Source organism: Stenotrophomonas sp. 220_Sma, from assembly GCF_056487375.1.
In genome coordinates this window covers 1,389,135-1,412,207 of sequence record NZ_CM151348.1, presented here as the reverse complement: position 1 = coordinate 1,412,207, position 23,073 = coordinate 1,389,135, and the positions used below count along the sequence as shown (strand labels likewise).

The window sequence follows — 23,073 nt, the reverse complement described above, 5'->3', positions numbered from 1 at the left end:
AAACTTTACGGGACTTTATATATGGACCGATCCAAATATATGGAACTGTGCAGGCAGTCAGAAAATGCGGCGACCGATAATGGCGCCATATCCTTATCGAATACCGCTGACACGCCAGCGCCCGATGAAAATCACGCAGGATTAACACCATAATAACGCCCCCCATCCAGGGCGGCCCGGATTATCTGCGCCGGACACAACCGTCGCCCCGGAGGGCTACAGTCTGCAGATGACACGGATCCTGCACATCGAAGGCGCGTCCATCAACGACATCGCCAGCCTCTACGTGGAAATCAATCGTGTATTCATGGCCGACGAAGACTGGCAGCTGGGCGCAAGCCTGGACGCGCTTGATGACCTGCTGCACGGGGGCTACGGCGCGCTCGCCGGTCATGCCACCGCCACGGTGGTGTGGCGCGACATCGCCCACAGCCGCGAGGCACTGGGCCGCGAGACCACGCGCGCCTGGCTGCAGTCGAAACTCGATCAGGGCGGCAGGTTCAACGGTCCGGCCATCCACGCTCAGTTGACGGCACTGTCACTTGGCCAGGGACAGACCTACTTCGAGATCGTCATGGAGATCTTCGGCAGCCATCCGCAGATCACCCTGGTGCCAGGCTGAGCACTCTGCAGCAACCAGCCGCATCAACTCAAAGCTTGGCCAGGGCCTCGCCCAGCCGGCGTGGGAACGCCACTTCGCTGGCCAGGTGCCATGCGCGTGCATTGGCGCCCAGCCGGGTCCACTCGGCCTCGTCCATCGCCAGCGCACGCTCGACGGCCTGTTCCAGCGCCTTCTCATCCACATGCCAGGTCCTGGACAGATGGCAGGGCGCGCCCTCGTGCGCGGCAACCAGGATGCCGCGGCTGTCGTCGATCATCTGGTTCATCGGCGCGCCATCGCAGGTGATCACCACCGCCCCGCAGCTCATCGCTTCCACCAGGTAATGGCCCCAGCCTTCGGTCTGCGACAGGCACAGGTGGAACGCATGTTCGTTCTGCAGGCGCTGCACCTCCTGGTCGGGCAGGCGCTCGCGGACGATCCGCAGGTTCGCGGCCCCGCCCTCATCTTCGTCCGAAGGGCCGCCGCGCAGGATGGTCAGCAAGGGCCACTCCGGATGGCGCTTCCAGACCTCGACCAGCGTTGCCGTGCCCTTCATGCGACTGGTACCAGCTGCATGCAGGAAGCTGCGCGGTCTGCGCGGCACCGCCGGGTCGTAGCGGTCACGGCTGCAGAAACCGACTTCCAGCGCGCGCATGCCCAGCGCATTGAAGATGCGCGTAGCGTCTTCGGTCTTGGTCAACAACGCATCGAACCGCGGCAGGATCCGCAGGCTGCGTGCGGACACCCATTCCGGATTCGGAATCAACAGATTGACCTCGGCCAGTCCGAAGCTTGCCGGCCGGACATGCTCCAGCGAGATGTTGATGTCGAACCGGGCCGGCGTGCGCCCCAGGCTCAGCCACGAGGCCAGCAGCCTGCGCAGGCGCATCCCGCGGAGCTTCCAGGCCCCCCCATTGCGCACCGCGTCCAGACGGCTGACCGTCACCGTGTGCCCGAGCTGCTGCAACGAGCGCTCGATCACCTGGATGTCATGGGACAGGCCACGCTGGTTGTCGGCGGCCAGCAGGTGGATATGCGCCATCAGGAGGGACTCCCTGGCCGGCGCAGGTCGCGCGCAGGCAAGGCGGTCGCCAGCATGAAGCCCAGCACCAGGTAGAAATAGAACGAATGCGGCATCGCCCGGTAGAACACGTTGTCCGTGAACGCCGACAGCGCATAGACGATGACCACGGCAAGTCCGGCGGTGGCGATCATCGCGGTGATGTCGTCGGCGTGGCCGAGGCGCCGCACGAAATGAATGCCGGGCAGGATGAAGACCAGCAGCATGATCAGCAGCAACGGCACGCCACCGGTCACCGCCGCTTCCAGGTACTCGTTGTGCGGGTGGTTGTAGCGGAAGATCGACTCGGACACCTCGCCGCGGGCGATGCCCTCACGTGCATAGGTACCGAACTGGTTCAGGCCCACCCCCGCCACGGGATGCTCGGCGAAGGCGTCGACCGCCACGCCCCACATGGCGATGCGCTCACGGACCGAGCCGACCTCGTTTTCCTGGTTGAAACCGGAGATCTCGCCACTGACCTCACCGAAGCGCTGGATCACCTCATGGTTCAGCACCGAGGTGGCACCGACCACGCCAATGACCAGGGCACCGACGAAGGCCAGTGCCCCCCGCCAGCGCCGGGTGCGCCGGACGTGCACCGCAATCACCATCAGCATGGCGGGAATGAACGCCAGGATCGGCCCGCGGCTCTGCGCCAGGATCGAACCGTAGACGCCAACGGCGATGGCCACGCCGTGCAGCCAGCGTTCGGCCGGATGCACATTGGGCTGGATCAACCGGATGACCGAGAACAACGCCATGCACAGCGTCACCATGGTGAACTCGATGGCCGTCCATTCGCCGCCACTGAAACCGTGCGCGCGTTCAAGGCCCATCACGTGGTGCTGCACGATGCACGACCCGCCGAAGACCAGGGTGGACACGGCGAAGATCTTCCAGATCAGGCGCCAGTCCAGCGCAGTGGCGAACACGGCAGCGGTACCCAGGTAGAGCAGTGTCTGCGCCGGCAGATCCAGCTCGTTCCAGCGCAGCCCGTGCCAGAGGATGCTGTAGAAGGCATAGGCCAGGCGCAGGAAGCAGACGATCACGATGAACCGGGCGATGCGGTAGCGCAGGCGGACATCGGGCTGGCGGCGGATCAGGACCACGCCGGTGACCAGCAGGGCCAGCAGCAGCACCGCCTTCAGCAAGGTGTAGGGTGCGGAGCCGGCAAGCGGAACGATGGCGACCAGGATGCTCAGCAGGACGGTACGCCAGGTGTAACGAGGTTCGGCGGCCATGCAGGCTGCAGTCATGCTTGTTCTTTCCATCAACGCCCGCCCGGGGGATAAGTCGCCCCGGTTTCCATGGAGGCCGCTTGGCGGAAATCGCCGGGGCTGACACTACCGTGGGCCCCTGGGGAAATCAACCAAAGTGCCGGCGCAGGGGCGCAGGCGTTGGCACACGGACAGCCCCCGGGCCCAGCGCGGGTGCCGCGGATCATCGACCGCCCCAGGTCGCTACACTAATGGCCTCTCCGGCCATGCCTGCGCGTGGCCACGCCCCGACGCCCTGCCAAGACGCGAAACGCCCCAAGTGACTGATACGAAAGACAACACCAGCAACGCCAAGGCGTCCAAGGAACACACCCCGCTGATGAAGCAGTTCTTCGCGGCCAAGTCCGATTACCCGGACCTGCTGCTGTTCTTCCGCATGGGTGACTTCTACGAACTGTTCTATGACGACGCCCGCAAGGCGGCGCGCCTGCTCGACATCACCCTGACCCAGCGCGGCAGCTCCGGCGGCGCACCGATCCCGATGGCCGGCGTGCCGGTACATGCCTATGAAGGCTACCTGGCACGGCTGGTGGCGCTGGGCGAGTCGGTGGCGATCTGCGAGCAGATCGGCGACCCGGCGCTGGCCAAGGGCCTGGTCGAGCGCAAGGTGGTGCGCATCGTCACCCCCGGCACGGTCACCGACGAGGCGCTGCTGGATGAACGCCGCGACACCCTGCTGATGGCCCTGTCGCGCAGCAAGCAGGGCTACGGCCTGGCCTGGGCCGACCTGGCCGGCGGCCGCTTCCTGGTCAACGAGGTGGAAACCGACGACGCGCTGGAAGCCGAACTGGCACGGCTGGAACCGGCCGAGCTGCTGGTGCCCGATGAAGAGAACTGGCCGGAGTTCCTGCGCCAGCGCACCGGCGTGCGTCGCCGCGCGCCGTGGCTGTTCGATGCCGACAGCGGCCGCCGCCAGCTGCTGAATTTCTTCAAGCTGCATGACCTGAGCGGCTTCGGCATCGACGACAAGCCGCGCGCCACCGCTGCGGCCGGTGCCCTGCTTGGCTATGTCGAGGAAACCCAGAAGCAGCGCCTGCCGCACCTGACCTCGATCGCGATGGAAACCGCCGGCGAGGCGATCGCGATGAACGCCGCTACCCGCCGCCATCTGGAACTGGATACGCGTGTTGATGGCGACACCCGCAATACGCTGCTGGGTGTGCTCGACAGCACGGTTACGCCGATGGGGGGGCGCCTGCTGCGGCGCTGGCTGCACCGCCCGCTGCGCCTGCGCGAGGTGCTGGTACAGCGCCACCATGCGGTGGAAACCCTGATCGATCGCGGCAGCGACGCCGACATCCGCGAACAGTTCCGCCGCCTCGGCGACCTGGAACGCATTCTCACCCGCGTCGCGCTGCGTTCGGCGCGGCCGCGCGATTTCTCCACCCTGCGCGACGGCCTGGGCCTGCTGCCGGCGGTGCGCGAGGTGCTGGCGCCGCTGGATTCACCACGCCTGCAGACGCTGCACGCCGCGCTGGGCGAACACGACGAGTGCGCGCAGCTGCTGGCCAGCGCCATCGCCGAAATGCCGCCGCTGAAACTGAGCGACGGCGGCGTGCTGGCCGATGGCTTCGATGAAGAGCTGGACGAACTGCGCCGCCTGTCCACTCACGCCGACCAGTTCCTGGTCGACCTGGAACAGCGCGAGCGCGAAAGCAGCGGCATTCCCACCCTGAAGGTGGGCTACAACCGCGTGCACGGCTACTACATCGAGATCAGCAAGGGCCAGTCCGACCGCGCGCCGGTGCACTACACCCGCCGCCAGACGCTGACCAATGCCGAGCGCTACATCACCGAAGAACTGAAGGCGTTCGAAGACAAGGTGCTGTCCGCGCGTGACCGCTCGCTGTCGCGCGAGAAGTACCTGTACGAGCAGCTGCTGGACACCCTCGGCGGCCAACTGGAACCGCTGAAGCAATGCGCCGCCGCGCTGAGCGAACTGGACGTACTGGCGGCCTTCGCCGAACGCGCGCAGGCGCTGGACTGGGCGCGCCCGGAGCTGCAGGCCGAGCCGTGCCTGAAGATCGAGCGTGGCCGCCACCCGGTGGTCGAGGCGGTGCGCGAGCAGCCGTTCGAACCCAATGATCTGGATCTGCATCCGGACCGTCGCATGCTGGTCATCACCGGCCCGAACATGGGCGGTAAATCGACCTACATGCGGCAGAACGCGCTGATCGTACTGCTGGCCCACATCGGCAGCTTCGTGCCGGCCAGCCGTGCGCTGATCGGCCCGATCGACCGCATCCTGACCCGCATCGGCGCCGGTGACGACCTTGCCCGCGGGCAGTCGACCTTCATGGTCGAGATGGCCGAGACCAGCTACATCCTGCATCACGCCACCGCCCATTCGCTGGTGCTGATGGACGAGATCGGCCGTGGCACGTCCACCTACGATGGCCTGGCGCTGGCCGACGCGGTGGCCCGTCACCTGGCCTACCAGAACCGCTGCTACACGCTGTTCGCCACCCACTACTTCGAGCTGACCGCGCTGGCCGACGAGCAGCACGAGGGTGGCCGCAGCGGCATCGCCAACGTGCACCTGGATGCCGTCGAGCACGGTGAGGCGCTGGTGTTCATGCACGCGGTAAAGGATGGCCCGGCGAACCGCAGCTTCGGCCTGCAGGTGGCGGCACTGGCCGGCCTGCCGCGCGCCACCGTGGCACAGGCACGGCGTCGCCTGGCCGAGTTGGAACAGCGCGGTGGTGAAAGCCATGCCGCCGAGTTGGCGCCGCAGGCGTTGGATGCACCGCAGCAGTTCGGCCTGTTCGCGGCACCGTCGAGCAAGGCGCAGGACGCGCTGGCGGCGATCGACCCGGACGAACTGACGCCGAAGCAGGCGCTGGAAGCCCTGTACCGGTTGAAGGCACTGCTGTAGCCGCGGCGCACGCCCATGGCCTCCCGCTCGCCTTGCGGGAGGCCTGTTGAAAGACCGTGCAAATCCGATTCTGCGTTTCAATTGACAGAATCTATCAACCTGAATGGATCATTCGATTATTCATTTCATCTGGCCATAGCTAAAGTCGAGTGAAGATGTTTCTCCCACGTCTTCACCGCCACCAGGAGCCAGCCGATGAGCCAGTCCGACAACAACAACGCCAAGTGCCCGTATCACACCGCCCCGTCGCCGGAGCAGGGCGCCGAGCAGCAGCGCGAGCTGAGCACCACGCCCAAGCAGAAGCACGGCGATGATCCGGTCACGCCGATGACCACGGCCTTCGGCGCACCGGTGGTGGACAACCAGAACAGCAAGACCGCCGGCCCGCGTGGCCCGCTGCTGATGGAAGACGTGTGGCTGCTGGAAAAGCTGGCCAACCTCAACCGCGAGATCATTCCCGAGCGCCGCATGCATGCCAAGGGCTCGGGCGCGTTCGGCACCTTCACCGTCACCCACGACATCAGCAAGTACACCCGCGCCAAGCTGTTCGAGAAGGTCGGCAAGCAGACCGAGATGTTCGCCCGCTTCACCACGGTGGCCGGCGAGCGTGGCGCCGCCGACGCCGAACGTGACATCCGCGGCTTCGCGCTGAAGTTCTACACCGAAGAAGGCAACTGGGACCTGGTCGGCAACAACACCCCGGTGTTCTTCCTGCGCGACCCGCGCAAGTTCGCCGACCTCAACAAGGCCGTGAAGCGCGACCCGCACACCAACCTGCGCAGCGCGCGCAACAACTGGGATTTCTGGACGCTGCTGCCCGAAGCCCTGCTGCAGGTGACCGTGGTGATGAGCGACCGCGGCATTCCGCGCAGCTTCCGCCACATGCACGGCTTCGGCTCGCATACCTACAGCTTCACCAATGCCGACAGCGAACGCTTCTGGGTCAAGTTCCACTTCGTCAGCCAGCAGGGCATCGAATCGCTGACCGACGCGCAGGCGCAGATCCTGGTCGGCCATGACCGCGAAAGCCACGGCCGCGACCTGTTCGCCGCGATCGAGAAGGGCGACTTCCCGAAGTGGAAGCTGTTCATCCAGGTCATGCCGGAGCTGGACGCGGAAACCTACCGCGTGCATCCGTTCGACCTGACCAAGGTGTGGCCGAAGAGCGACTACCCGCTGATCGAAGTGGGCCAGTTCGAACTGAACCGCAACCCGGTCAACTGGTACCAGGACGTGGAGCAGTCGGCGTTCGCGCCGAGCAACCTGGTGCCGGGCATCGGCCCGTCGCCAGACAAGATGCTGCAGGCACGCCTGTTCGCCTATTCCGATGCGCAGCGCTACCGCCTGGGCGTGAACCACCACCAGATTCCGGTGAACGCCGCGCGCTGCCCGGTGCACAGCAACCACCGCGATGGTGCGATGCGCGTGGACGGCAACTACGGCGGCCTGCCGCACTACGAGCCGAACAGCTACGGCCAGTGGCAGGAGCAGCCGCAGTACCGCGAGCCGCCGATGAAGATCCGGGGCGACGCCGACTTCTGGAATTTCCGCGAGGACGACGCCGACTATTTCAGCCAGCCCGGTGCGCTGTTCCGCAGCTACAACCAGGCACAGAAGGACCGCCTGTTCGCCAACACCGCCCGTGCCCTGGGCGATGCGCCGGACTTCATCAAGCAGCGCCACATCGACAACTGCAGCAAGGCCGACCCGGCCTACGGTGCCGGTGTTGCCGCGGCGCTGAAGGCGCTGGCCAGCCAGCCGTCGGATCCGTTCAAGCCGGCGCAGCCGGAAGCGGACTTCCCCACCGCCACCCCGGGCGCCGAAGACATCGAGCTCTGATCGCCCTCCCCCGTGAACGGCACGCCGCCTCCCCGTGAGGCGGCGTCGCCGTTTTAACGGTCCGCGTCGTACCTTCTGCACGCCCAACCCCAATCAAGGATTCCGCAGATGAGCCTGACCGATGAACTTCTCGCCAAATTGCAGGGCGCCCCGCTGCAGCAGGTGTCGCAGCAGCTCGGCATCAGCGATACCCAGGCTTCCGGCGCGATCAGTGCCGCGCTGCCAGTGCTGATGGGCGCGCTGGGCAACAACGCCTCGCAGCCGCAGGGCGCGCAGGCCCTGCTCGGCGCCTTGCAGAACAACCACAGCGGCCTGGACCTGGGCAGCGTGCTCGGCTCGGTGCTGGGCGGCGGTGGCGCCAGCGGTGGCGCTGCCAGCGATGGCGCCGGCATCCTCGGCCACATCTTCGGCGGCAGCCAGCAGAAGGTGGAGACCGGCCTGGCCCAGGCCACCCAACTCGACAGCGGCCGCACCAGCCAGCTGCTGCAGATCCTCGCGCCGATCGTGATGGCCTTCCTCGCCCAGCGCCTGGGTGGCGGCCAGGCCGATGCCGGCTCGCTCAGCCAGGCCCTCGGCCAGGAAAAGCAGCAGGTGCAACAACAGGGCGGTCTTGCCGGTGGCCTGCTCGGCAGCCTGCTGGACCAGGATGGTGATGGTCAGCTGGGCGTGGGCGATCTGCTCAAGCTGGGCGGCAATCTGCTCGGCGGCAAGCGCTGAGGGAAAGCCTGGCCGGACATGGGCCGGCGCTACCGGCATCGCCATGGGTAGCGCCGGGCCAGGCCCGGCGGCTTACCGGTTGCCCGCCTTCAAACGCTGCAGGATCGGTGCGAACAAGGGCGCCTGCATCGAGCGCGGCGGCTCGACATGGCCGCCCTTTTCCTGCGCCTGCCAGTACGACCACGGCAGCGGCTTGTCGCCCAGTTCGTAGTCCATGCCGTCCCAGCCATCCTCGCGGAAGGCGTAGAAGGCCCAGTGCACCTTGTCCTGCTCCAGCACCTGCAGCACATCCTGCAGGTAGCGGCTGCAGTCCGGCCACCGCCGCATGCAGCCGAATTCGGCCACCACCATGCGGTTGGCACCGACGCCATGCGAGGCGGCCCACGTCATCGGCTGCTGCAGGTAACGGCGTACACGCGCCGCATCCCAATGCTCGCTGCCTGCACCGAACGGCACCTGCGCCGGATAGCGCCAGGGTTTGGCACGCGTCTGGTTCGGTGCACTGGTTGCTGCATACGGCTCGTACATGTGCACGCTGTACAGCAGCTTCGAATCCGCCAGCGGTGCCGGCCAGTAGTTGAAACCGTCGGCGGCGGCATACCAGCCCGCATCCAGCATCAGCGGCATCGCGGTGTCGACCTCGCGGATGCTGGCGATCAGCTCCGAGTAGAAGCGGCGCAGATCGCGTGGGCCGTCCTGCACACCGGCATACCACCGCTGCATCGCCTCAGTGGACGCATGCTCGGCCAGGCCTGCACCGTACTCGGGCACCGGCTCATTGATGAGGTTGTAGGCGGCCAAGGCAGGATGACCCTTCAGCGCCGTGGCCAGGTCATGCCAGAAGCGACGGGCCGGCACATGGTTGTCGAAGGACTGCCACAGGCGCTGGTCGACCACATCGCCGTTGTGCTGCTTCCAGCGCAGCAACGGCAGCGACAGCGGCGTCAGCACCACTTTCAGCCCGGCCGCATCGGCGTCATCCAGCACCCGCCGCAGCGTGGCCAGGTCGGCCGGAACCAGTCCGCGATAGTCATCGGCGTTGCCGATCAGGAAGTCACGACCGCCCTGCCCCTTCCACTTGTCCGGCACCAGCCGCACCCAGGTCGCACCGGTCGCACGCAGCGCCTCGAAGTATTTCCGGTCCGGAGGCGACATGTTCATGCTGTTGCCACCGCGTTGCGGAACGTCCCAGAAGGTGATGTCGGCAGCGTGCAGTGGCGCAGCAGCAAGCAGGGACAGGCATAACAGCAGACGACGCATGGGCAGGCCTTCGATAGGTGAAAAACCAGCCTGCCCAGCGCAATCCGAACGCACCGTGACCGGCGCTTTGTTTCGCACCGCGATAGGAACAATCCGTTGGAATCAGGATTTCGCTAGAGCGCGTCGATGTCACCCAAGGCCCGGATCAAACGCCGCGCGCGCTTGTCCGGCTTGTGTTCCGGCGGCTGGAAACCATCGCGTGCGGCAATGCGCAGTGCACGCTGTTCGGCACGGCGCGCCTTCGAAGCCTCGCTCTCGGCATACAGCTGCTGTGCCGTTGGCGCCGGCCCGCGCTGGTCGCTCAGGCCCAGCACCCGGATCTCGAAATGCTCCTCGCCGCGGTCGACCTGCAGCTGCTCACCCACGCGCACCGCGCGCGAGGACTTCGGGCGCTGCCCGGCCACGCTGACCTTGCCGGTCTCGATGGCCTGCTTGGCCAGGCTGCGGGTCTTGAAGAAACGGGCCGCCCACAACCAGATGTCCAGGCGGACACTGGGCGACAACGGGGAAAGCTCAGGCATCGGTGCGGACTACTCCGGTGGCTTGTTCAGAGGACGCGGATGGTCGGGGTCGGTGCGGCAGCCGCTGCCCCCAATCAACGTGGGTACACCAGCGGACAGGTCCTGGCGCTGGCTGCCGACCAGGCACTCGGGTCGGTCGGTCGGCCGCACCTGGGTATCGCCCAGCCGGTCACCTGTCGAACATGCGGCCAGTGCGGTGCCGATCAAGGCCATCGCCAGGCTCCATTTCACCTGCAGTCGTTGATGCATTGCCACATCCTGCAAACCGGCTTGGTGCTAGTGTGCGCCTCCCGGGAATCGATCACCACTCCATGGCCAAAGCGCCGCTTGACCTGACCTCCGGCCCGATCGGCCGCAACCTTCTGCTGTTCTCCCTGCCGATCCTGGCGGGCAACATCGCGCAGTCGCTGAACGGTTCGGTGAATGCGGTCTGGGTGGGGCGCTTCCTCGGCGAGGCGGCATTGACCGCCACCGCGAACGCCAACAACATCATGTTCTTCCTGATCGGCTCGGTGTTCGGCTTCGGCATGGCCTCGACCATCCTGATCGGCCAGGCGATCGGCGCGCGCGACATCGCGCAGGCGCGGCGCGTGGTTGGCACCAGCGCTACCTTCTTCATTGGCCTGTCGGTGATCATCGCCATCGCCGGCTGGTTCATGGCCCATCCGCTGCTGGCGGCGATGGGCACGCCGGCCGCCTCGCTGCCGCTGGCCGAGGCCTACCTGCAGATCATCTTCCTGGCGATGCCGACGCTGTACGCGTTCGCCTTCCTCACCGCCGCGCTGCGCGGTGCCGGTGATTCACGCACGCCGTTCCGTTTCCTGATGGTGTCGGTGGCGCTGGACATCGTGCTGAACCCGGTGCTGATCTTCGGCATGGGGCCGTTCCCGGCGCTGGGCATTGCCGGTTCGGCCTGGGCCACGCTGGTCGCGCAGACGCTGTCGCTGGCCGGCCTGCTGCTGTACATGCGGCACAAGCGCCACACCCTGTGGCTGGGCCGCGCCGACATGCGCCTGTTCAAGTTCGACCTGACCATCCTCAAGGCGCTGGTGATCAAGGGTGTGCCGATGGGCCTGCAGATGGTGCTGATCTCGCTGTCGGTGATCCTGCTGATGACCATGGTCAACCAGTACGGCACCGACACCGGCGCCGGTTACGGCGCTGCCCTGCAGCTGTGGAACTACCTGCAGATGCCGGCGATGGCGATCGGTGCGGCGTGCTCGTCGATGGCCGCGCAGAACGTCGGTGCGCAGCGCTGGGATCGCGTGCGTGGCACTGCGCGCCAGGGCGTGCTGTTCAACTTCCTGCTGACCGGCGCGCTGATCCTGCCGCTGGTGCTGTTCGACCGCCAGCTGCTGGCGCTGTTCCTGCCGCCGGCCAGCCAGGCGCTGGACATCGCCCGCCACCTCAACCACGTGGTGATCGGCTCGTTCCTGTTCTTCGGCGTCAGCTTCGTGATCTCCGGCGTGGTGCGCTCGACCGGCGCGGTGATTCCGCCATTGCTGATCCTGGCCGGCTCACTGTGGGGCGTGCGCGTGCCATTCGCCGAACTGCTGCAGCCGTACTGGGGCGCCGACGCGATCTGGTGGAGCTTCCCGGTCAGCTCGCTGGTGTCGATGCTGCTGTCGCTGGCCTATTACCGCTGGGGCGGCTGGCGCAAGGCGAAGATGATGGGCAAGCCCTCGCACGCCGAGGAACTGGCCACGCCGTCGGAGATTCCGGCCTGCCCGCCGTCGCCAGTGGCCGACCCGGATGCCGCGCCACTGCGGTAGTGCCGGCCGCTGGCCGGCAACCTCAAAGCCCTCCGGAAGCATCGCGCAACAGCCGGCCAGCGGCCGGCTCTACCGCTTCTTCTTCGTCGCCGGTCATTACCACGGTAGTGCCGGCCGCTGGCCGGCAACCTCAAGCCCCTCCGGAAGCATCGTGCAACAGCCGGCCAGCGGCCGGCTCTACCGCTTCTTCTTTTTGGCAGCGTTGAACGTGGCCGCCGCGCGCAGCAGTGCCTTCAACGCCGCGGCATCCGGCATCGCGCCTTCATGGATGTCGATCGCACGTCGCGTGTTGCCGTCCAGGCTGGCGTTGAACAGGCCCTTCGGATCGGCCAACGCCGCACCGTTGGCAAAGGTCAGCTTCACCGCCTGCTTGTAGGTCTCGCCGGTGCACAGGATGCCGTCGCGCTCCCACACCGGCGTGCCGCGCCACTTCCAGGTTTCCTGCACGTCCGGCAGCGCCTCATGGATCAAGGCACGCACGCGTGCCAGCGCCTCGCCACGCCAGTCGCCCAGCTCGGCGATGCGTGCATCGATCAGTTCAGCGGCCGGGGTTCCGGCATCGGCAGGGTTCGGTGCATGCGTGGCCATCAGCGGTTCTCGTCGGCAGGGAGATCGGAACGATGCACTTACATGCGCTCGCCGGGCAATGCCGCGGCCTGGCGCACCCAATCGAGGAACTGCGCCTCATCCAACGCACCCTCCTGCTGGATGTGCAGGTAGCGCGTATCGGCACTCTTCGACGGCCCCGGCGGCACCGGCTTCAGCGCAGCGCCGCGGAAGAACGCCACCTTGATGTAGCGGGTGAAGCAGTGGAAGCTGAGGAACCAGCCTTCGCCGGGCGCAACCGCATACATCGGCGAATTCCACTTCACTGCCTTGTGCACACCGGGTACAGCCTGTTCGATCAGCGCGTCCAGCTGTGCTCCGATCGGCCGCTTCCAGTCCGGCATCGCCGCGATATAGGCCTGCACCGGCGCATCGCCTTCGCCCTTGGCGATCTGCGGGTTGCCGCCTGACAACAGCGCGGGCGCGGTGGAAGGTGCGGTTCGCTTGGCAGGCATCGCACAGCACGTCCATCGGGATGAAACCGCAGCCTAGCGCGGCCTGTCCCCAACGGTCACGGCGCAGTGCGCCATCGGCTCAGTCCGCTTGCCGCGCCCGGAACTGCTGCCAGTCCGGCAGCTTGCGGTGGCGGCGCAGCGAGCGCATCAAGGCCGCCATCACCACGCCGAACAGCGCACCGGCCACCAGGCCGGCCGCCAGCAGCAGGGCCAGCGGGCGTTCACTGCCCTGCCACAGCATCAGCCACATCAGCGCGGTCCAGAACAGCCCGAACAGCAGACCCTGCACCAGCGCATTGGTGCCGAAGCCGGCCAGGATCGGCGGTGGCAGTGCGATGCCCATGCGCCACAGAAGGCGATGCAGCAGCGGTGCCGACTGCACGCGCGCCAGCCCCTTGCCGTCGAGGAAGCGCAGCGCCGACTGGATCACGGCGGGATAGCGCGGGTTGATGTCGTTCATCCCCTGATCGTGGCCGAAGCGATGCCGGAAACGCAAACGGCCACCCGAAGGTGGCCGTCGCGGCAACAACCGAAGTTGTTTATCAGGCCTTTTCGGCCAGACGGGCAGCCTTGGCGGCAGCAGCGGCAGCCAGGTCTTCCTTGATGCGGGCAGCCTTGCCTTCCAGGCCACGCAGGTAGTACAGCTTGCCGGCGCGGACCTTACCACGACGCTTCACTTCGACCGAGTCGATGATGGCGCTGTGGGTCTGGAAAACGCGCTCGACGCCGTAGCCGTGCGAGATCTTGCGGACGGTGAACGAGGAGTTCAGGCCGGCGTTCTTGGTGGCGATGACAACGCCTTCGTAGGCCTGCACGCGCTCGCGGCTGCCTTCCTTCACCTTCACGTTGACGACAACGGTGTCGCCCTGGCTGAACTTCGGCAGTTCACGGGTGATCTGGGCGGATTCGAATTCCGCGACGATGGACTTGTTCAGCTTGCTCATGGGTTACACCGATTCTTGTTCGGGTGGGCGTGTCGTATCGACAACGTAGGCTCATGCAGTCACCGGACTGTGCTGCACGTTTGTTTTGGGTACTGCGCGCGCCGGCCGGGGCCGACGGGAATTGGCCATGATAGCCGATAACGCCAGCCCTGCGCTAGGGGCTGGCCTTGTGTTTCTGGGCCTGACGGCCCTGCTCCAGCAGCTTGCGGTCGGACTTGCCCAGCGCCTGTTCATCCAGCAGGTCCGGGCGCCGCTGGGCGGTACGGACCAGCGACTGCTGGCGGCGCCAGGCCGCGATGGCCGCGTGGTTGCCCGAGCGCAGCACGTCCGGCACGTCACCCAGCGGGTGCTGGGCCGGCTGGCTGTAATGCGGGCAGTCGAGCAGGCCGAGGTCGCCCTCGAAGCTGTCCTGCGCCGCCGATTCCGCGTCGTTCAGGGCACCGTCCTGCAGGCGGGCCACGGCGTCGATGATCACCGCCGCGCCCAGCTCGCCACCGGACAGCACGTAGTCGCCGAGGGAAATCTCCTCGTCGACATTGGCCTCCAGGAAACGCTCGTCGATGCCTTCGTAGCGGCCACAGAGCAGGACCATGCGCGGCAGCGCCGCCAGTTCCCGCACCTTGGCCTGGGTCAACGGCGCTCCCTGCGGGCTGAGGTAGATCACCCGCGCCGGGGTCGGATCAGCATCACGGATCGCCTGCAGGCAGGCCTGCAGTGGCTCGATCAGCATCACCATGCCGGGGCCACCACCGAACGGACGGTCGTCCACCCGGCGGTAGTTGCCTTCGGCGTAATCACGGGGATTCCAGCCATGCAGGCTGAACAGGCCCTTCTCCTGCGCGCGCCCGACCACGCCCAGTCCAGCGGACTGGGCGAGGAACTCGGGGAACAGGGTGATGACGTCGAAACGCATGCTCACAGTCAGAACTCGGGATCCCAGTCGACCACGACCAGGTTGGCCTCGAAGTCGACCGACTTGACGAAGTCCGGCTGCACGAACGGAATCATCCGTTCGCGGTCACCACGGACCACCACCACGTCGTTGGCGCCGGTGCTGAACAGGTGCGAGACCTGGCCCAGGGCAACGCCCTCGGTGGTCTTCACGTCCAGGCCTTCCAGGTCCACCCAGTAATACTCATCGGGCTTCGGCGGCGGCAACGCACTGCGGGCCACGTAGATCTCGGTGCCGTGCATCGCTTCAACAGTATCGCGGTCCTCGACGCCGGGGAAACGGGCGACCAGGTGCTTGCCGCTGTCGCGGCCGCGTACACCTTCAATCGTGGTTTCCACGCCGGACGGGCTGCGCACGATCCACGGCTGGTAACGGAAAATGGCGGAACGTGGCTCGGTCCAGGACTCGAGCTTGATCTCGCCGCGCACACCAAAAGCGCCGACAACCCTGCCCAGCAGGATGCGGCGCTCGATATCTTTCATCTGCTTCAACCAAGAGGGCCACGCCGAAGCGTGGCCCGTCAGGATCAGGCCGCAGCGGCCTGGGACTTGGTCGCTTCCTTGATCAGGTTGCGGACCTTGTCGGTCGGCTGGGCGCCGTTCTTGACCCAATGGTCAACGCGGGCCAGGTCCAGCTCGATGCGCTTCTCGGCGCCCTGGGCGACCGGGTTGTAGAAGCCAACGCGCTCGATGTTGCGGCCGTCGCGCGCGCTGCGCACGTCGGTGACGATGATGTGGTAGAACGGACGCTTCTTGGCGCCGCCGCGGGTCAGTCGAATCTTGACCATGGTGTTTTTCCTATTGCCCAGTCGCCAGGATGGCGAGGTAAGCGGGCGATTATAGCGGCAGAGCCCGGCCGAGCCAACCCCGGGGTGAATCCGCCTTCACGGCAGCGCCGGGCCATGCCCGGCGGGGGTTTTCACCCCAATCTGTCCCAAGCCACCGCCGCCAGCACTGCCCTGCCCTGTTCAGCCAGTGCCTGCGAACCCGGCAGGACATGCCCGTCGATGGCTTCCAACGCCCACAAGCCACTGGCATTGCAGGCAAAAGCGGCCTTCACACTGTCCAGTTCAGCCAGTGCCAGCGGCCGCGTCTGCAGAGGCCCCGGCCAATGCTGCTTCAGCAGCGCCTCGGCGGTACCGCGCAGGGCCGGCGCCTGTGGCCAGAGCAGGCGCTCACCATCGTGCACGGCCAGGTTCCAGGTGCTGCCTTCACTCATCTCGCCATCGGCGGTCACGAACAGCACATCGTCGAACCCTTCCGCCATCGCCGCACGGCGCTCGGCAAACAGGCCGAAGGTGCCGACGTGCTTGATCTGCGGCAGCTCGCGCTGCCACATCACGCTGCGCACCCGCTTCGGTGCGCTCAGCGCCACCGGCGCGGACACCGCCACCAGCACGTCCACCGGTACGGCTGCCAGCGGATTGCGGAAATCGAAGCGGCGCGAGTACACCGTCACCCGCAGCGAGGCATCGGCCAGGCCGGCCTGCTGCAGGGCGTGCGCCATCCACGCCTGCACCTGCGCGGCATCCAGCTCGCTGCCGAACAGTTCGCGCGTGGCCTGCGACAGCCGCGCCAGATGCAGGTCCAGTCCCTGCACGGCGTGGCCTCGCACCTGCAGCGAGGTGAAGTGGCCATAGTTGACCAGCGCAGGCAGCAGATCCTCCACCTGCGCCGGTTGGCCGTTGCAGGTCACGGTCATCGCAGCAGCGCCTGCACCTGTTCCCACATCCCGCGCAACACCTCGGCGGCCGGCTGTGCCGGGGCCATCCACGCCGACTGCCCGGCCCAGGCCTGCATCGCGGCCAGGCGGTTTTCCTGCACGGCCTGCTTGCGCATCGGCGCGGTCAGGCCACGCTGCACCGGGTACGGGCGTGGCGCCGGTGCGCCTTCTGCAGCGGCGGCGCGCACATAGGGGGTCGCCAGGCCACGCCCCAGGCGGCCGCTGAAGGCACGGGTCGGCCAGGTATCTTCGGGTTCGCTGGCCGCCAATCCATCGGCCCACGCCGAAGCAATCGCCGCTTCGGGCGTGCGCAGGAAGGCAGTGCCGATCTGCACGGCGCTGGCCCCCAGGGTGAGCGCGGCGGCAATGCCGCGACCGTCGGCGATGCCACCGGCAGCAATCACCGGAATCTGCAGGTGGTCGGCCAGGCGTGGCAACAACGCAAACAGGCCGACCAGCTGGCGCTCGGCCATCGCCGGATCGAACGCACCGCGATGGCCACCGGCTTCCACGCCCTGTGCCACCACCGCGTCGGCACCGGCGTCCTGTGCCGCACGCGCTTCGGACAAGGTGGTCGCACAGGCGATCCAGGCAATGCCGGCATCCTTCAACTGCTGTACGTGGCGCGGCAGCAGCACGCCCATGATGGTCGAGGCCACCGTCGGGCGCGCGGCCAGCAGTGCGGCGAACTGTTCTTCGAAGTCGGCGGGCGTGGCATCGGCGGCGCTGGCCGGCACGTCCGGACCCCACTGCGCGAGGAAGGCGCGGCTGGCGGCCTCGGCGGCCACATCACGGGCCGGTACAGGATCCGGCACCCACAGGTTCACCTGTGCGGGGCCCGTCGAGGCAGCGCGGAAGTCATCCATCCAGTGGCCGATATCGGCCGATGACGACAGCACTGCGCCCATCGCCCCCATGCTGCCGGCATTGGCCAGCGCAGCCGACAACGGCACCGGGCAGGCGCCGGCCATCGGGGCCAGCAGGATCGGAACGGAAACGCCGAAGCGTCGGCAGAACGCCTCGACGCGGGAAGATACAGCGGAACTCTGCATGACGGCCCATCGTTTCGGACAGGCCCCCATGGTGCGCGCAGGATGGGGGTGGCGTCGAGCTTGCTCGACTCTACCTCGACCGGGGCACCGGCAGAAAAGCAGTCGAGCATGGCTCGACTCTACAAAAAAAAGCCGGTGTTCAATGCATCAACGGAACGGCATGCCGCGGCCGCCCATGGCGCCCATCATGCCCTTCATGCTGCGCAACATGCCCTTCATGCCGCCGCCGGCCATCTTGCTCATCATCTTTTCCATCTGCATGTACTGCTTCATCAGCTTGTTGACGTCGGCCGGGGTCACGCCCGAGCCCTTGGCGATGCGCGCGCGGCGCGAGCCGTTGAGCAGGTTCGGGTTGCGCCGTTCCTTCTTGGTCATCGAGCTGATGATGGCGATCATGCGCGGCACCTCCTTGCCCTGGCTGACCTGCTGCTTCAGATGGTCGGGGATGTTGCCCAGGCCCGGCAGCTTGTCCATCAGGCCGCCGATGCCGCCCATGTTCTGCATCTGCTCCAGCTGGTCACGCATGTCGTTCAGGTCGAACTTCTTGCCCTTGGCGACCTTCTCGGCCAGCTTGGCGGCCTTGTCCTTGTCGACCTGCTGCTCGACCTGCTCGACCAGCGACAGCACGTCGCCCATGTCGAGGATGCGGCTGGCGATACGATCCGGGTGGAATACGTCCAGGCCTTCCGGCTTCTCGCTGACACCGACAAACTTGATCGGCTTGCCGGTGATGTAGCGCACGCTCAGCGCGGCACCGCCACGGGCGTCACCGTCGGTCTTGGTCAGCACCACGCCGGTCAGCGGCAGGGCGTCGCCGAAGGCCTTGGCGGTGTTGGCCGCGTCCTGGCCGGTCATGGCGTCGACCACGAACAGGGTTTCGGCCGGGTTCACCGCCGCGTGCAGGGCCTTGATCTCGGCCATCATTGCTTCGTCGATGGCCAGGCGGCCGGCGGTATCGACCAGCAGCACGTCGACGAACGACTTGCGCGCATCGTCGATGGCGGCGCGGACGATGGCTTCCGGCTTCTGGTCGGCGCTGGACGGGAAGAACAGCACGCCGACCTGCTCGGCCAGGGTCTTCAGCTGCTCGATCGCGGCCGGACGGTAGACGTCGGCCGAGACCACCATCACCTTCTTCTTGCGCTTTTCCTTCAGGTGCTTGGCCAGCTTGCCCACCGTGGTGGTCTTGCCGGCGCCCTGCAGGCCCGCCATCAGGATGATGGCCGGAGCGGGCACATTGAGGTTCAGGTCGCTGGCTTCGGCGCCCATCACCGCGGTCAGCTCGTCGCGCACGACCTTGATCAGGGCCTGGCCCGGGGTCAGCGACTTCAGCACTTCCTGGCCGACCGCGCGCACCTTGATGCCCTCGATCAGGGCCTGCACCACCGGCAGCGCAACGTCGGCTTCGAGCAGCGCGATGCGGACCTCACGGGTGGCCTCGCGGATGTTCTCCTCGGTCAGGCGGCCGCGGCCACGCAGGCGCTCGATGGTGCCGGAAAGGCGCTGGGTCAGTGACTCGAACATGCGGCGCAACCTGTCTGAAAGCGGGGGACAATAAGGCAGACAGTATAACGGGTCCGCCCCCCTCCCCGGACTGCGACCACAGGGCCGTCGCCACCACCGCAGGGGTATGCGAAACTGCAACGATGTTAATCGTTCTCATCGCCGCCCTGCTCTACCTGGCCGCCAGCGCCCTGCTGGTGCGTGCGCTTGGCCGCGATGAAAGCACCGGCTCCCCCGCCTGGCTGTGGCCCGCCCTGCCGGCGATGCTGCTGCACGGCGGCTACCACGTGATGGTGGCCATGCGCACCAACGGCGGGCCGGACATGCACTTCTTCGCCGCGCTGTCGCTGGTCGGCCTGGGCATGGCCTGGCTGACCTCGCTGGTCGGCGCGCGCGGGCGCATGTCGGCGCTGGGCGTGGTGGTGTTCCCGCTGGCCGCGGTACTGCTGCTGGCCTACCACGGCTACGGCCACGAACCGAGCAAGGTGCTGGGCTGGCGCCTGGCCAGCCACGCCTGGCTGGCGCTGCTGGCCTACGCCACGCTGAGCATCGCCGCGCTGCTGGCGATCATGCTGTGGCTGCAGGAACGCGCCCTGCGCCGCCGCGAGTTCCGGCCGTGGCTGCGCGCCCTGCCGCCGCTGGCCGATCTGGAATCGCTGCTGTTCCGGGTGATCACCGTCGGCTTCGCGCTGCTGACCTTGACCCTGGTCACCGGCGTGCTGTTCGTCGACGACCTGCTGGCGCAGAAGCTGGTGCACAAGACCGTGCTGAGCGTGCTGTCGTGGATCGTGTTCGGCGTGCTGCTGATCGGCCGTCGCCGCTACGGCTGGCGCGGCATGAAGGCGGTGCACTGGACGCTGGCGGCAATGCTGTTGCTGCTGCTGGCCTTCTTCGGCAGCCAGTTCGTGATCGAACTGGTGTTCGGGCATTCGCGATAGCGGTGTGCCGGCCAACGGTCGGCACCCACCCGGGTAGTGCCGGCCGCTGGCCGGCAACAGGACCGCACCCTGCGTGGATGCCGCAGACGGTCAAGGCAGCGGCTGGGCCAGGATCTTCCGTACCGAGCGACCGCTGTTGGTGAGGATGTCATCCACCTGCCAGCAGCCCTGCCCCTGGCGCACCATCGGCAACCGGGTCACGTAGGCCTTCTTCCATACCGAATAGCGCATCTCGACCTGGCCGGACGTCGCCGAGACCTCTTTCCAGATGTAGCGCACCGGACTCTCGATGTCGCCATCCTGCGCATCCAGCCACGGGTCCGAATCGATGGTGCAGATGCCTTCCTCGCGCGTCTGGCAGGCGCGCTCGCCACGCAGGGCCTTGCCGAAGGCCGGGCTGACCAGCGCCGGCGGCGATTCCAGCAGATCGCCATTGCCGGTGGTTGCTTCGTAGAAGGCACGGGCGACAGCCACTGGTTCCTGGCAGGCCGGTGCGGCCTGCACGGCGGGAGCCAGCAGCAGCCCGGCGATCATGAACATCCCTGTCTTCCGCATGTATTTCTCCTTGAGGTAGTGCCGGCCGCTGGCCGGCAACACAGGATATCCCGGCGCTGCCGGCCAGCGGCCGGCACTACCCGATACCCGGCTTACAAGCCGTAACGCTCGATCACGTCCAGGTGCGGCTGGCGATCCTGGTCGCAGGCTTCGGCCAGCCGCAGCCAGCAATGCGGATGCTGCCACTTCGCGGTTTCCTGCTGCAGGAAGCGGTGCAGCGCCAGCGGTGCATGGTCCTGCGGCTGGGCGACGGTGAACAGCAGGCCCGGCAGCGTGCCCTCCTCCTCGTCCGGATCGGTCACGGTGTAGTCCGGGCGGCTGTGCGACCACACCTGCCAGCCCTGCGCCTCGGCCGCTGCGACAAAGGCATCCCACGCATCTTCGCCCGGGTGCGCGCCGTCGATCAGCCAGCTGCGGGCGAAGCCGCCGCGCTCCAGCACATGCACCTGCGCATAGGTCGGGATGAAATGCTCGCGCGCTTCCTCCTCCTCCGGCGCCGGGTGCACCAGCGCAGCATCGAACACCACCCAGTCGCCTACCTGCTGGGCACGGTTGGCCGGTGCGTTCTCGACGATACGTGCGGTGACCGGGCCACTGCGGCGCGCGTAGTACTCCATCGGCTCGCCGTTCTCTTCGCTGCGGATGATCACCCAGCCCCACGGCTCCTCGACCACGCCGTCCTGGCTGGACAGCTCCATGCCGATCGCCGCCGCCGAGCGGCGCACCGCATCCCAGTCGCGTGCCGCGCTGGCCGCGCTCATGTGGTCCCAGTGTGCGGCGTTGGGTTCTTCCAGCAGCTCCACCAGCTGCGCATAGCAGGCCTGCGCCTCGCTGAAGCGACCGGTTTCCATGTACATCCGCGCCAGCGTACCGCGTGCGCCATGCGAGCCCGGCGAGGCCGCCAGCAGCGCCTGCGCGGCCTGCTCCAGTGCCGGCCAGTCGGACACGCGACGGGCGCGCTGCACCTCGCACCAGTGCGCGAACACCGGCACGCTGCCGCGATAGGCATCAGCCAGCTGGCGCAGGCCTTCGTCGTCGCCCTGCTCGGTCAGCCAGCGCATCAGCGTGTAGGCGGCCGGGCCATCATCCTGCGTGTGTGCGCGCACGAAGCGCCACAGCAATGCGCGCGCTTCCGTCTGCGCCCCACAGGCGCTCAGCGCGGAGGCAGCCATCTCGGCCAGCGCCTCGTCATCTGGCAGCTGCGCCTGTGCCTGCAGCAGCCACTGCGCCTCACGTTCGGGATCGCGCGACTGATTCTGCTCTCCCTGTTCGTTCAGCCAAACCAGTAGTTCAGCGGCTGGCACCGGCAGCGGCGCCACATCCGGCAATGCATCGATGCGTGCCGCCAGGCCGGCCACCAGCGCAGCCGCACCCCGGTCCTGGCGCAGCTGTGCCAGATGGGTACGCGCCAGTTCCAGCTGGCGCAGCGCCACCCAGCGTGCGCCACGCTGCAGGGCCAGCTCCAGGCTCAGCGCAGCGACTTCGATCAGCAGGCGGTGCGAGCCAACCTCGGCAAAGTGTTCGATGATGGTGTTGAAGCGCGTACCCAGGTCCCAGGTATTGCGTGCGGGATCACGCCGGCACAGCGCTGCGGCGGTGTTCGCCCACAGCCGCCAGTAGGTAGGCGTCAGCTCGCTCCACGGCACCAGCTGCTGCAGGGCCTCTTCGTCGCGGTCCAGCTGCGCCAGCGCCCACGCCTTGGACAGGCGGCGCGGCACCGTGCAGTTGGCCGGCTCGTACTCGCCGGACGCCGCCACTTCGGCCTCGCGCTTCTCGATCAGCAGCAGCGCTTCTTCGGCGCGGCCCATGCCCAGCAGGATCTTGATCTGCATCTCCGGGAAGCTGTCGAACACTTCCTTGCCGCAGGCCTCGATCGCATCGGACTGCACCTGCAGGTAATCCAGTGCCTCCTGGCCGCGGCCATCATCAAGCAGTGCATCGGCCTTCTCGCAGCTCAGGCACTGGAAGCAGGCCCAGCTCGGGTCAATGCGGCCCAGCGTCTCGTCGCACACCTCGATGCGCTCCGGCACCCAGCCGGGGCCATCGATGTTGCCGTAGCAGGCGGCAAGATCCTGGGTCACGCAGATCGACTGCGGGCATTCCAGGGTGTCCTCGCGATGCGCACGCTCGAACAGCGCCACGGCTTCGCCCAGCGCGCTCTCGCCTTCGACGCGGTTGCCGACGCGGTTGCGCAGCGCCCAGTGGCCGACGTAGACGTCGACCCACGGGTTGTCCAGCGCCTTGCCCAGCGCTCGCGCTTCGGGCAGCAGCGCGTCAACGCGGTCGACACGCAGTTCGCTCACCTCGTCGGCGAGGCGATTCAGCAGGTGCGCATTCTGCGCCTGGCCGGCCTGGCGCAGGTCACCCTGCAGTTTTTCGACCCAGTTCCAGATGTCCATGGGGTAAGTACTCCTGTCTAGC

At 67.2% G+C, this 23,073-nt stretch carries 23 protein-coding genes; 6 read left to right on the top strand and 17 right to left on the bottom strand.

The features are described from left to right. The first annotated feature begins 229 nt into the window (after positions 1-229). Positions 230-622: a barstar family protein gene (locus tag ACZLIB_RS06705; protein WP_049462356.1), complete on the top strand. Its 393-nt coding sequence runs from the start codon at positions 230-232 to the stop codon at positions 620-622. Positions 623-650: 28 nt separating this feature from the next. Here the strand turns inward: ACZLIB_RS06705 and ACZLIB_RS06700 are convergent, their stop codons facing one another. Both ACZLIB_RS06700 and ACZLIB_RS06695 read right to left on the bottom strand, forming a co-directional pair. Beyond that, a complete protein-coding gene (locus ACZLIB_RS06700) occupies positions 651-1,643 on the bottom strand; it encodes a glycosyltransferase (protein ID WP_049424491.1) in 993 nt (330 codons plus the stop codon). Beyond that, the gene (locus ACZLIB_RS06695) at positions 1,643-2,920 is read right to left on the bottom strand and encodes an O-antigen ligase family protein (protein ID WP_032127545.1); all 1,278 of its coding nucleotides are present in this window, start codon (positions 2,918-2,920) and stop codon (positions 1,643-1,645) included. Before ACZLIB_RS06695 ends, ACZLIB_RS06700 begins: the two co-directional genes overlap by 1 nt. 340 nt (positions 2,921-3,260) lie before the next feature. Between ACZLIB_RS06695 and mutS the strand changes: the two genes are divergently transcribed. From mutS to ACZLIB_RS06680, 3 genes are all read left to right on the top strand, one after another. After that, complete coding sequence (gene mutS / locus ACZLIB_RS06690; RefSeq protein WP_049399630.1) at positions 3,261-5,816, top strand: DNA mismatch repair protein MutS; 2,556 nt, start codon at positions 3,261-3,263, stop codon at positions 5,814-5,816. Between the two features lie 195 nt (positions 5,817-6,011). Next, a complete protein-coding gene (locus tag ACZLIB_RS06685) occupies positions 6,012-7,655 on the top strand; it encodes a catalase (RefSeq protein WP_049399631.1) in 1,644 nt (547 codons plus the stop codon). A 108-nt stretch (positions 7,656-7,763) separates the two neighbouring features. Next, entirely contained in the window at positions 7,764-8,372 is a 609-nt protein-coding gene (locus ACZLIB_RS06680) for a DUF937 domain-containing protein (RefSeq protein WP_478469445.1), read from the top strand. Between the two features lie 72 nt (positions 8,373-8,444). Here ACZLIB_RS06680 and ACZLIB_RS06675 read toward each other — a convergent pair whose 3' ends face one another. The 3 genes from ACZLIB_RS06675 to ACZLIB_RS06665 form a co-directional block, all read right to left on the bottom strand. Further along, complete coding sequence (locus tag ACZLIB_RS06675; RefSeq protein ID WP_032127549.1) at positions 8,445-9,632, bottom strand: glycoside hydrolase family 5 protein; 1,188 nt, start codon at positions 9,630-9,632, stop codon at positions 8,445-8,447. A 113-nt stretch (positions 9,633-9,745) separates the two neighbouring features. Continuing rightward, entirely contained in the window at positions 9,746-10,153 is a 408-nt protein-coding gene (locus tag ACZLIB_RS06670; protein WP_121503894.1) for an RNA-binding S4 domain-containing protein, read from the bottom strand. Positions 10,154-10,162: 9 nt separating this feature from the next. Then, positions 10,163-10,402: a hypothetical protein gene (locus ACZLIB_RS06665; RefSeq protein WP_032127550.1), complete on the bottom strand. Its 240-nt coding sequence runs from the start codon at positions 10,400-10,402 to the stop codon at positions 10,163-10,165. 62 nt (positions 10,403-10,464) lie between these two features. On the opposite strand from ACZLIB_RS06665, the gene ACZLIB_RS06660 reads away from it, so the two are divergent. Continuing rightward, positions 10,465-11,925 carry an MATE family efflux transporter gene (locus ACZLIB_RS06660; RefSeq protein ID WP_478469444.1) on the top strand — a complete coding sequence of 487 codons (1,461 nt, stop codon included), beginning with the start codon at positions 10,465-10,467 and terminating at the stop codon, positions 11,923-11,925. 177 nt (positions 11,926-12,102) lie between these two features. Here the strand turns inward: ACZLIB_RS06660 and ACZLIB_RS06655 are convergent, their stop codons facing one another. From ACZLIB_RS06655 to ffh, 10 genes are all read right to left on the bottom strand, one after another. Beyond that, entirely contained in the window at positions 12,103-12,513 is a 411-nt protein-coding gene (locus tag ACZLIB_RS06655; RefSeq protein WP_154352128.1) for a DUF1801 domain-containing protein, read from the bottom strand. 38 nt (positions 12,514-12,551) lie between these two features. After that, positions 12,552-12,986 carry a DUF1801 domain-containing protein gene (locus tag ACZLIB_RS06650; protein WP_478469442.1) on the bottom strand — a complete coding sequence of 145 codons (435 nt, stop codon included), beginning with the start codon at positions 12,984-12,986 and terminating at the stop codon, positions 12,552-12,554. 79 nt (positions 12,987-13,065) lie between these two features. Next, positions 13,066-13,446 (bottom strand): DUF6404 family protein, encoded by a 381-nt coding sequence (locus tag ACZLIB_RS06645; RefSeq protein WP_032127554.1) that lies wholly within the window; start codon positions 13,444-13,446, stop codon positions 13,066-13,068. Between the two features lie 82 nt (positions 13,447-13,528). Then, entirely contained in the window at positions 13,529-13,930 is a 402-nt protein-coding gene (gene rplS / locus ACZLIB_RS06640; RefSeq protein WP_005408597.1) for a 50S ribosomal protein L19, read from the bottom strand. 154 nt (positions 13,931-14,084) lie between these two features. Next, positions 14,085-14,843: a tRNA (guanosine(37)-N1)-methyltransferase TrmD gene (gene trmD, locus ACZLIB_RS06635; protein ID WP_125894523.1), complete on the bottom strand. Its 759-nt coding sequence runs from the start codon at positions 14,841-14,843 to the stop codon at positions 14,085-14,087. Positions 14,844-14,851: 8 nt separating this feature from the next. Next, positions 14,852-15,364 (bottom strand): ribosome maturation factor RimM, encoded by a 513-nt coding sequence (gene rimM / locus ACZLIB_RS06630; RefSeq protein WP_010483256.1) that lies wholly within the window; start codon positions 15,362-15,364, stop codon positions 14,852-14,854. 44 nt (positions 15,365-15,408) lie between these two features. Continuing rightward, positions 15,409-15,669: a 30S ribosomal protein S16 gene (rpsP, locus tag ACZLIB_RS06625; protein ID WP_005415733.1), complete on the bottom strand. Its 261-nt coding sequence runs from the start codon at positions 15,667-15,669 to the stop codon at positions 15,409-15,411. Between the two features lie 131 nt (positions 15,670-15,800). Continuing rightward, positions 15,801-16,583 carry an aminotransferase class IV family protein gene (locus ACZLIB_RS06620; protein WP_478469440.1) on the bottom strand — a complete coding sequence of 261 codons (783 nt, stop codon included), beginning with the start codon at positions 16,581-16,583 and terminating at the stop codon, positions 15,801-15,803. Further along, positions 16,580-17,656: an NAD(P)H-dependent flavin oxidoreductase gene (locus ACZLIB_RS06615; RefSeq protein WP_478469438.1), complete on the bottom strand. Its 1,077-nt coding sequence runs from the start codon at positions 17,654-17,656 to the stop codon at positions 16,580-16,582. Before ACZLIB_RS06615 ends, ACZLIB_RS06620 begins: the two co-directional genes overlap by 4 nt. Positions 17,657-17,803: 147 nt before the next feature. Continuing rightward, a complete protein-coding gene (ffh, locus tag ACZLIB_RS06610) occupies positions 17,804-19,180 on the bottom strand; it encodes a signal recognition particle protein (RefSeq protein ID WP_478469436.1) in 1,377 nt (458 codons plus the stop codon). Positions 19,181-19,302: 122 nt separating this feature from the next. Here ffh and ACZLIB_RS06605 point away from each other — a divergent pair, with 122 nt between their 5' ends. Beyond that, positions 19,303-20,097: a cytochrome C assembly family protein gene (locus ACZLIB_RS06605; RefSeq protein ID WP_032127560.1), complete on the top strand. Its 795-nt coding sequence runs from the start codon at positions 19,303-19,305 to the stop codon at positions 20,095-20,097. A gap of 90 nt (positions 20,098-20,187) precedes the next feature. On the opposite strand, the gene ACZLIB_RS06600 is transcribed toward ACZLIB_RS06605, so the two are convergent. Both ACZLIB_RS06600 and ACZLIB_RS06595 read right to left on the bottom strand, forming a co-directional pair. After that, positions 20,188-20,652, bottom strand: coding sequence for a YqhG/Tai3 family protein (locus ACZLIB_RS06600; protein ID WP_121503901.1), 465 nt, complete (start codon positions 20,650-20,652; stop codon positions 20,188-20,190). 92 nt (positions 20,653-20,744) lie between these two features. Then, positions 20,745-23,051 (bottom strand): tetratricopeptide repeat protein, encoded by a 2,307-nt coding sequence (locus ACZLIB_RS06595; RefSeq protein ID WP_478469435.1) that lies wholly within the window; start codon positions 23,049-23,051, stop codon positions 20,745-20,747. Positions 23,052-23,073: the final 22 nt, after the last annotated feature.

What these genes read in the sequence shown, in the direction of transcription:
- ACZLIB_RS06705 (WP_049462356.1), top strand. Translation starts at nt 230, where the DNA reads ATGACACGGATCCTGCACATCGAAGGCGCGTCCATCAACGACATCGCC.
- ACZLIB_RS06700 (WP_049424491.1), bottom strand. Translation starts at nt 1,643, where the DNA reads ATGGCGCATATCCACCTGCTGGCCGCCGACAACCAGCGTGGCCTGTCC.
- ACZLIB_RS06695 (WP_032127545.1), bottom strand. Translation starts at nt 2,920, where the DNA reads ATGACTGCAGCCTGCATGGCCGCCGAACCTCGTTACACCTGGCGTACC.
- mutS (WP_049399630.1), top strand. Translation starts at nt 3,261, where the DNA reads ATGAAGCAGTTCTTCGCGGCCAAGTCCGATTACCCGGACCTGCTGCTG.
- ACZLIB_RS06685 (WP_049399631.1), top strand. Translation starts at nt 6,012, where the DNA reads ATGAGCCAGTCCGACAACAACAACGCCAAGTGCCCGTATCACACCGCC.
- ACZLIB_RS06680 (WP_478469445.1), top strand. Translation starts at nt 7,764, where the DNA reads ATGAGCCTGACCGATGAACTTCTCGCCAAATTGCAGGGCGCCCCGCTG.
- ACZLIB_RS06675 (WP_032127549.1), bottom strand. Translation starts at nt 9,632, where the DNA reads ATGCGTCGTCTGCTGTTATGCCTGTCCCTGCTTGCTGCTGCGCCACTG.
- ACZLIB_RS06670 (WP_121503894.1), bottom strand. Translation starts at nt 10,153, where the DNA reads ATGCCTGAGCTTTCCCCGTTGTCGCCCAGTGTCCGCCTGGACATCTGG.
- ACZLIB_RS06665 (WP_032127550.1), bottom strand. Translation starts at nt 10,402, where the DNA reads ATGCATCAACGACTGCAGGTGAAATGGAGCCTGGCGATGGCCTTGATC.
- ACZLIB_RS06660 (WP_478469444.1), top strand. Translation starts at nt 10,465, where the DNA reads ATGGCCAAAGCGCCGCTTGACCTGACCTCCGGCCCGATCGGCCGCAAC.
- ACZLIB_RS06655 (WP_154352128.1), bottom strand. Translation starts at nt 12,513, where the DNA reads ATGGCCACGCATGCACCGAACCCTGCCGATGCCGGAACCCCGGCCGCT.
- ACZLIB_RS06650 (WP_478469442.1), bottom strand. Translation starts at nt 12,986, where the DNA reads ATGCCTGCCAAGCGAACCGCACCTTCCACCGCGCCCGCGCTGTTGTCA.
- ACZLIB_RS06645 (WP_032127554.1), bottom strand. Translation starts at nt 13,446, where the DNA reads ATGAACGACATCAACCCGCGCTATCCCGCCGTGATCCAGTCGGCGCTG.
- rplS (WP_005408597.1), bottom strand. Translation starts at nt 13,930, where the DNA reads ATGAGCAAGCTGAACAAGTCCATCGTCGCGGAATTCGAATCCGCCCAG.
- trmD (WP_125894523.1), bottom strand. Translation starts at nt 14,843, where the DNA reads ATGCGTTTCGACGTCATCACCCTGTTCCCCGAGTTCCTCGCCCAGTCC.
- rimM (WP_010483256.1), bottom strand. Translation starts at nt 15,364, where the DNA reads ATGAAAGATATCGAGCGCCGCATCCTGCTGGGCAGGGTTGTCGGCGCT.
- rpsP (WP_005415733.1), bottom strand. Translation starts at nt 15,669, where the DNA reads ATGGTCAAGATTCGACTGACCCGCGGCGGCGCCAAGAAGCGTCCGTTC.
- ACZLIB_RS06620 (WP_478469440.1), bottom strand. Translation starts at nt 16,583, where the DNA reads ATGACCGTGACCTGCAACGGCCAACCGGCGCAGGTGGAGGATCTGCTG.
- ACZLIB_RS06615 (WP_478469438.1), bottom strand. Translation starts at nt 17,656, where the DNA reads ATGCAGAGTTCCGCTGTATCTTCCCGCGTCGAGGCGTTCTGCCGACGC.
- ffh (WP_478469436.1), bottom strand. Translation starts at nt 19,180, where the DNA reads ATGTTCGAGTCACTGACCCAGCGCCTTTCCGGCACCATCGAGCGCCTG.
- ACZLIB_RS06605 (WP_032127560.1), top strand. Translation starts at nt 19,303, where the DNA reads ATGTTAATCGTTCTCATCGCCGCCCTGCTCTACCTGGCCGCCAGCGCC.
- ACZLIB_RS06600 (WP_121503901.1), bottom strand. Translation starts at nt 20,652, where the DNA reads ATGCGGAAGACAGGGATGTTCATGATCGCCGGGCTGCTGCTGGCTCCC.
- ACZLIB_RS06595 (WP_478469435.1), bottom strand. Translation starts at nt 23,051, where the DNA reads ATGGACATCTGGAACTGGGTCGAAAAACTGCAGGGTGACCTGCGCCAG.